Here is an 8,508-nt window from a genome sequence, read left to right as displayed (position 1 = left end):
GTAACAGGCGCAGACCTGGCCGCCGGCGACGTTGGCCTGGACCTGACGGGCCCGTTTGCCGAAGGGCTGTCGAATGCGGTGGCGGAGATTACCGACGTGGCGGGTAACGCCTCATCGGATAGCAATGAGATTACGTTCACGCTGGATGTGGATCCCCCGGATGCTCCAACGATTGATTCCGCCACTGACGATACCGGCAGTGTGACGGGTGATCTACCGACCGGATCGAGCACCGATGAGATCACTCCGATCTTGAGTGGTAGTGCCGAGGCAGGTAGTACGGTGACAGTGTTCCAGGACGGTAACGCGATCGGTACGACAGTGACGGATACCGGGGGTAACTGGAGCTTTGAAACACCGACCCTGGCTGAAGGTGGCCACAACTTCACGGCCACAGCGACGGATGCGGCAGGGAATGAATCGCCAGTCAGTACCACGTTCGACCTGACGGTGGACACGGTGGCCCCAAATGCGCCGACACTGTCGCTGGCGAACGACACAGGCACAGACGGCGATGGTGTGACCAGCGATGGTACGGTCACGGTCAGCGGCCTGGAACCTGGAGCCACCTGGTCGTATTCGCTCGACGGAGGGGCGACCTGGAGCGAGGGCACAGGCAATGGCTTTGAACTCCCGGCGGGTCAGTATGCCGAAGGAGATGTGCTGGCGCGCCAGACGGATGCGCCGGGCAACACCAGTGGTAACGGCAGCCTTATCGGGGTGAATGTGGACACCACGGCTCCGGTTGTTGGCGATGCCCTTAGTGCTGTTTCGGAAGAGGGCCTGCCGGGTGGCGAGCCGGATAATACCGGTACGCCTGATGACACAGGGAACTCCGCGACCGTGGGCGGCACGTTGTCTATCACGGAGGACACCAGCATCTCCGAGGTCACGGTTATCGAGCCTCCACCGGTTACCTCCGGCGGGGAGGCCGTGTCCTGGCAGGGCGCGTTCTCGGGAGACACCTATACGTTGACGGGTTCAACTGTCAGTGCTGGTACCGTTGCTACCCTGACGCTAACAACGGCGGGCGCATACAGTTTTACGCTGGAGGCGCCGCTGGACCACCCCGGTGACAGTGTTGAAGATGTCCTGACATTGAACTTCGGCGTCAGTATGACCGATGCCGCTGGCAATACCAGTAACGAGGGCGCGCTGGCCGTGAATGTCGAGGATGACATGCCGGTGGCGGCAGACCCGGTGTTATTCAATATCACTTCTGCACCAACGACGGAGAACGGTTCATTTGTCGAGTCGTTTGGCGCCGATGGTGGGCATATTTCCTCGGTAACGGTTGATGGCTATACCTTTGAACTCGACTCGGCAACCAATTCGGTGTCGGCGAGTGGGACCACTGATAGTGTCCTGACGTTCTCTTCGGAGGACTACAACACCACCACTGGAGAACTCACGGTCCAAACCGTTAAAGGTGAGTCGTTGGTGGTCAATATGTTTGATGGTAGCTATGAGTACACGCACACAGGCGTTTCTCAGTTGCCGGTTGAACAAATGGTCGGCCCAGAGGTGTCTTTGGGCGATTCGAATAGCCTCCTGGGATTGGTTGGCGCAGATGCATTGAATCTGATCAATTTCAGCGAGCAACAAGCTTTTGCTGCAACTGATGAAAACAATGACATTGAGTCAGTTACCCTTAGCTTTACCGTTCTCAGCGTTAATTTGGGGCCCTCAGGTTTTCGGGGGGCGGAGGATCTGGCTGACGAGTTCGGCTTCTCCATAGAAACCGACGATCTTGGCGCATTGTTGGGGCTGACCGCGTCTATGACAATTTCAGCCGCGGACGGAGGCGCCCTCGATAACCAGCAGCTCAACGAGTATCTGGGATCCGTTTATTTCACAAGTCCGGTTCTTAGCGTGGGCGTAGCGCCGACGCTCTCTATTGAAGCGACTGATTCCCAAAATAACACGGTGAGTGAGAGCAGTAGCGATCTGTTGGCACTCAATCTGCTGAACGATAACTCGCCCGATTATCTGTTCGAAGGGGATGGTGGAAATAACTCTCTGACTGGTACCGAGGGCTCAGATCGTTCTTATGGCTACGCTGGGAATGACAGTCTCAACGGTCTTGGTGGCTCGGACATCCTGCGTGCCGGCGCTGGCGACGACACGCTCGATGGGGGCGACGGCAACGATATCCTGATCGGTGGCGCCGGCGCCGATACCCTGACGGGCGGCTCTGGTCGTGACGTGCTCCGCTGGGAAGACGGTCATCAAGGGGTAGCTGGTACGCCAGTGGTAGATACCGTGGCCGACTTCAACTTCGTATCGGTGGCCGCCGATGGCGACATACTCGACTTAACGGGTTTGTTGCAGGGCGAAGGTCGGATTGGCTCGAATCCTGGCAACCTGGCGAATTATCTGCATTTCGCTTTTGATGGTACGAATACCACGATCTCTATTAGCAGCACCGGAGGGTTTCTCGGGGGCTTTAATGCTGCAGAGGTTGATCAGGAAATCGTGGTGGAAGGCGTTGATCTGATAGAGGGCGCTGCTACCGATCAGGACGTGATTGCCGCTCTGCTCAACCAGGGTAACCTGCTTGTGGACGAAGCCACGGCTGATACTGACCTGGTAGGAGGGACGACCACGGTTACCGCGGGTGTTTCGGACAACGATGGCGACACGGCTGATACCCAGGTGGAGTTTGACAGCACTGGTGGTACACCACCGGCGCCATCGCCAGGCCAGCCTGCTCCTGTTGTTCAGGTCGACACCTCCGCGTTGCTGGGCGTCGTTGGCGTGGAAGCGCTTGGTCTGTTTAACCTCAATAATCAGGATTTCACTGCGGTGGATGCGGGGGGCAAGCTTCGCTCCGTCGAAGTGGCCTATCAACCAATACTCAGCGTCAACCTTGACGAGCAGAGTTTGACGGCATCATCGCAACTGGCCGATGAGCTTGGACTGCAGTTTCGTGTGGAGAACGATCCAGGCTTGCTGGGCTTGGTCGCTCCCTCGTCCGTGCTGACCATCACGGCGGCCGATGATGGCGACATCGACAACTTCGCAATCAATGAACTCCTGGCCACCGTACGTTTCGAGAATGGCCAGTCCCTTCTGGGGCTTGATATCGATGTGCAAGCAGACTTGCTGGCTGCCACTAGCATCACGGCCACCAATGCCGACGGCCTCACCGACTCTGCCTCGCTTGGCCAGTTGACCTCGGTCGATGTTCTCAAAACGCTTCTGGGCGCCGACGAAATCATCGAGGGTGGCGACGGTAACGATACGCTTATTGGCTCAGGAGAAGGCGAGCGCCTGTATGGCTACGACGGAAGTGACGATCTCTATGGCGGGGGCGGGAACGACCTTATTCGGGGAGGTTCAGGTAATGACACGCTGAATGGTGGCGATGGCAGCGACACCCTGATAGATGGATCCGGCCAGGACACCTTTAATGGAGGTAACGGTGATGACTTTATCTGGGCGACCAGTGATCAGTTTGCGGCAGTTGATGGGGGCGACGGCTTCGATGAGCTGATGCTTGATGGGGGGATCAATCTGGACATGACCGATCCCGGTACGGGGCCTGTTTCGGGAATAGAGCAGATTGATCTGGGCCAGAGTGACGGCTCCAGTACCCTGACGCTTGATAGCGCTGAGCTTATCGAACTGACGGACGAAGACAACACACTGATCGTTCAGGGCGACGAGCAGGACACCCTGAATATCGGCAGTGAGAGTTGGGTTGAGGGTGCTTCGGTCGTGCGTGGTGGTGTGACTTACTCCGAGTATTCGCTCAATGACGCCACTCTATTGGTGCAGGATGGGATTAACGTGGAGGTTTCTTGACGCCCGGACGGAGCTTTTGCGCATTGCTCGTAGGCGTGGCCTTCATCGGGCTGGTGACGCCATTACCCTCGGAGGCCATAAGTCTGGAAGAGGCGGTATACCGAGGAATGCTTAACCACCCTTCCGTTGCCGCAGCCCGTGCCGAGGTTGAAGCAGCCGGTATAAACCTTGATATCGCTGTTGATGGGTACTGGCCGACGGTACAGGCCAGCGCCGGTCCAGAGAATAGCTTGTGGGGTGAAATCGGTTACGAAGTTACTGCACGCCAGACGCTATACGACTGGGGAGAGGTTAACTCCCAGGTAGAGGGCGCGTCAGCGGTGGAGCGCCAGAAGCTGGAGGCTCTCAAGATTGCGAGTGCCGAGGCAGCTCTGGACATCATTGAGGTTTACCTGGATGTGCTGCTCTACGAGTCACGAGCAGAAGCAGTGAAACGTCATATAACGCGGCTGGGGCAACTCGCGGAGCTCAGCCATGATCGTAGCGAACTGGGTTACGTAGGTCGGTCCGAGGCGGGGCGGGCGGAGCTGGAACTGGCCCGTGCTCGGGAACAACTGGCTGTTGAAAGGGGGGCGCTGGCAGACGCCAAATCGCAGTTTCGCGAGCTTGTCGGCTATGCCGCCGAAGATCTTTCTCAACCTGATCCGAAAGCCATCATTGGCCGTTTGCGGCGCTCCGGAGAGCTGGATAAAGCCGTGGCCGAGGCGCCGGAGTACCGGCGGGTCCGCGAAGAAGTTGATGAGGCAATCGCCCGGCGTGATGAGTCCCGTGCAGCGCTGAAGCCTCGTCTCAACCTGGAAGGCTCATTGATGCGTCGCGAGATTGGTGGCCGCATGGAAGAGGACGCGGTGATCGCCCTGCGTTTGCGCATAGATACGTTTCAAGGACTCTCCAATTTTCGTCGCGTGGAGTCGGCAGGCCGTCAGGTTGAGGCCGCGAGGTGGGAACAAAGGGCGACACGCCGGGAACTGCGTCGGGAGCTTACCGCCTGGTTCGAGCAACACGAGGTCCTTGGCTGGCGACTTGAATCTCTTGAGGTGCAGCTTCGTCGCGCTGAAGAGGTTGCTGAGGCATATCACGAACAGTTCGAGGCTGGGCTTCGGGACATTGAAGATTTGCTCCCTATTCAGCGAGACATGTTTGATACCGAACGACAGATCCGTGAAGTCGAGAGCCAGAAGGTCCGTCTTCAATATCGCGTCGCTTCTCGGCTGGGCCGATTGAATGAGGTATTGAGCTCAAAGGTCGATGACGGAAACGAAGCGCTATGACAAGGAAGCAGGAACAGGTGCAGCGTCCGGAAGACCCCTTGAGGGAGGGGTTGGTGGTGCTTTGTCGGCAGCTCGGTGTGACGGCCACGGTGGCTGAACTGGGTGATGGCCTGGCGCTTGAAGAGGGGCGGCTGCCATTGGCGCTCGTCTCGCGGGCGCTGCATCGGGTTGGGGTCGAGGGGCGGGCTTTGGCGTTGCCTTTCGAACAGATGGATTCTCGCCTTCTGCCAGCTTTGTTGATTCAGCGTGACGGCAGTACGGCGCTGTTAGTGGAGTGGCAGGAAGACGACGCGGTGATCCTGGTGCCTGAGAGCGGCGGTGGCCAAGAAAAGGTAACCCGGGACTCTTTGGCGCACTGTTACGCTGGCAGCGCCATCGTCGCGCGGAAGGCCTATAGGCCCGACCAGCGAGCGGGCGATTTCGCCCGAGCACAGGACGAGCATTGGCTTAAGGAGCCGTTAAAACGGCGTTGGCGCACCTGGGTTGAGGTAGGCGTGGCGGCGCTGATGGCAAATGTGTTGGCCATATCAACGGCGATCTTCGCCATGCAGGTCTATGACCGGGTCGTGCCTACCTCCGCTTACGATACGTTATGGATCCTGGCTAGTGGTGTGGCGTTGGCGGTGGTGATGGAGTTCATGTTGCGCAGTCTGCGCGCCCACCTGCTGGATGTAACCGGTAAGGGGTTGGACCTTCAGCTCTCGGGGCTGTTGTTCGACCGGGTGATGCAACTCAAGTTGGCCGCTAAACCTGGCTCCACCGGCGCCTTCAGTTCCCAGATCCGTGAGTTTGAGGGAGTCCGTGAGTTCTTTACCTCCTCGACGGTTGGAGCGATTAGCGACATGCCTTTTGTCGTTCTGTTCCTCGGCGTTATTGCCTACATCGGTGGGCCGTTGGTTTGGGTGCCGCTGGTTGCCGTGATACTGATGGTGTTGCCGGGGCTCTTGGCTCAAGGGCATCTGGCCAAGCTTTCCCGACAGAATCTGAGCGAGGGCGCCGTACGTCAGGGCGTGCTGCTGGAGTCTATAGAAAACCTGGAGACGGTCAAAGCGACCAGGGCTGAGGGGCGCAACCTCCGGCTTTGGGAGCACCTTTCAGCGGATCTCGCTGAGGTAGGCGTTCGGGTGCGCCGGCTTTCATCGATGCTTGGCTACGGTGCCATCATGGTGCAGCAGCTTTGTTACATCGGCGTGGTCATGGTCGGTGTATACCAGATTGGTGCTGGCGAGATGACCATCGGTGCGTTGATTGCGTGCACCATTCTGGCTTCGCGTACGGTTGCACCAATGGCTCAGGTGGCCGGCATTCTCACGCGGTGGCAGCACGTCAAAGTGGCCATGGAGGGGCTCGATGAGCTGATGAACGCGCCGGTAGAGCGTCCGGCGGGACGCGCCTTCGCACACAAGCCTTCGCTGAAGGGCCACTATCAACTGGAAGACGTAACCTTGCGCTATGAGGAAGAGGCTCCAGCGGCGTTGGCCATTTCATCGTTGGAGGTGCATGCCGGCGATCGTGTGGCTCTGCTGGGCGGAAACGGGGCTGGTAAATCATCGCTACTGCGCCTGATGGCCGGGCTGACCGATCCGGATGGTGGGCGTGTGGTTCTGGATGACGTCAATCTGGGTCAGATAGAGCCGGCAGATCGCCGACGAGCGATCGGATACCTGCCTCAGGATGTCGGATTGTTCTATGGCACCCTGCGTGAGAATCTCCTTCTGGACAACGCCGCCCATGATGATGCGACTCTGCATACTGAACTGGAAGCTGTGGGCCTGGGGCCATTTGTGCGCCGTCATCCGCTGGGCCTGGATCTACCCATTCAGGGCAGTGGTAGTGTCTCAGGTGGTCAGCGTCAGGCAATCGGGCTGGCGCGCCTGTTGCTTCAGGATCCTCGTATCGTACTGATGGATGAGCCAACATCCGCCTTCGACCAGGCCAACGAAAAGCAGATTATTGATTACCTGCAGCATTGGCTGGAGGGACGAACTCTGGTGGTGTCGACACACAAACGGGCACTGCTGTCATTGGTGGGTCGTGCTGTGGTGCTGCGGGATGGCCGGGTAGTGATGGATGGCCCGGTGGGGGCGGTGGTTGATGGCAATCTGGTGCGAGCACCTAAGCGGGATGCCGTGGAGAAGAGTGAGGGCCAGGATGGCTAGTCGGGATACTCAAACACTGCGCATTCTGAATGAACTGGGTGATACAAAGGTTAGCCGTCACTATCGGGCCAGCCATCCGATACTTTGGTTCAGTCTATTGGTCATTGCGGTGTTCATTGGTTGGTCGGCCTGGGCGGAGGTTGACGAAGTCACTCGTGGTGAGGGGCAGGTCGTGCCTCTGAGCCGCATGCAGACTATTCAGAGCCTGGATGGCGGTATTCTGGCCGAGCTTATGGTACGCCGCGGTGATCGTGTGGAGCGGGGGCAGCTCCTGGTACGCCTCGACGATACGCAGTTCCGGAGCGCCTACCTCGAGATCGCGAGTCAGATCGCCGTATTGCGCGCATCCATTGCACGATTGAAAGCCGAGGTGCTGGAGAAGAGTGACATTGATTTTCCCGAAACACTGGATCCTGAAGGCGAACTGGTCCAGTCAGAACGAGCGTTATTTCATGCCCGGCGTGAGCGGATGCGTGAGGCGGAGCGATCAATCAACAAGGAAATGAGTCTGGCGCGCCGACAGCTGGAACTGGTAGAACCGTTGGTCGAGCGACGTTCTGTCAGCGAAATGGAGTCTCTGAAACTGGGCCAGACCATTGCCGGCCTGGCCGGACGGCTGGCAGAGCTGCGTAATACCTATGTGCAGGATGCCTACACCGAACTGTCCGCCAAACAGGCGGAGGTGAGCTCCCTTGAACAGAAGTTGATGCAGAGGCGAGATAAGCTTGAACGTACGAACATATACTCCCCGGTGCGAGGCAGAGTTAATGACATTCTGATCAATACCGAGGGTGGGGTGATTCGGCCCGGTGAGCCGATCATGGAAATCACACCTATTGAGGGGCAATTGCTGATTGAGGCCAAGGTGAGGCCTCAGGATGTCGCCTTTGTGGCACCCGGCATGCCTGCCAGCGTGAAGATTACAGCTTATGACTACACCATCTATGGTGACCTCCAAGGTGAAGTAGAACAAATCAGTGAAGACACCATCGAAGAGGAAACGCCACGGGGTAAGGAAGCCTTCTACGAGGTGCTGATTCGCACCGAGAAGGCTTATCTGGAGCGCAACGGTATAACCTTGCCGATCCGCCCGGGCATGGTGGCACAGGTTGACATCCAGACGGGCAAGCGCACCCTGCTGAGCTATCTTCTGAAACCGATTATCAAGGCGCGCTTATACTGAGACGTAAGCGCACCAAGGGCCCTGGGAAAGTCGAAGAAAACCGTGCGTTGTCCTGCCATACTTGGTGAATTTCCGCCTATTCATTTCT

4 protein-coding genes are annotated in these 8,508 nt (G+C 58.1%); all 4 read left to right on the top strand.

Features of this window, described 5'->3' with window-relative positions; translation table 11 throughout:
- Positions 1–3,807 (top strand): T1SS-143 repeat domain-containing protein (locus tag JJO78_RS13765; RefSeq protein WP_273623900.1); only part of this gene is annotated, 3,807 nt, incomplete at its 5' end.
- Entirely contained in the window at positions 3,804–5,078 is a 1,275-nt protein-coding gene (locus JJO78_RS13760) for a TolC family protein (protein ID WP_127401817.1), read from the top strand. The genes JJO78_RS13765 and JJO78_RS13760, both read left to right, overlap by 4 nt.
- Positions 5,075–7,237, top strand: coding sequence for a type I secretion system permease/ATPase (locus JJO78_RS13755; RefSeq protein ID WP_127401816.1), 2,163 nt, complete (start codon positions 5,075–5,077; stop codon positions 7,235–7,237). The genes JJO78_RS13760 and JJO78_RS13755 overlap by 4 nt, the downstream gene beginning before the upstream one ends.
- Entirely contained in the window at positions 7,230–8,420 is a 1,191-nt protein-coding gene (locus JJO78_RS13750; RefSeq protein ID WP_085679371.1) for an HlyD family efflux transporter periplasmic adaptor subunit, read from the top strand. Before JJO78_RS13755 ends, JJO78_RS13750 begins: the two co-directional genes overlap by 8 nt.
- Positions 8,421–8,508 lie beyond the last annotated feature (88 nt).

The sequence above is a fragment of the Marinobacter sp. DS40M6 genome (genome assembly GCF_028581595.1).
Classification (GTDB): Bacteria; Pseudomonadota; Gammaproteobacteria; order Pseudomonadales; family Oleiphilaceae; genus Marinobacter; species Marinobacter salarius.
This window is presented reverse-complemented; position numbering and strand designations above follow the sequence as displayed.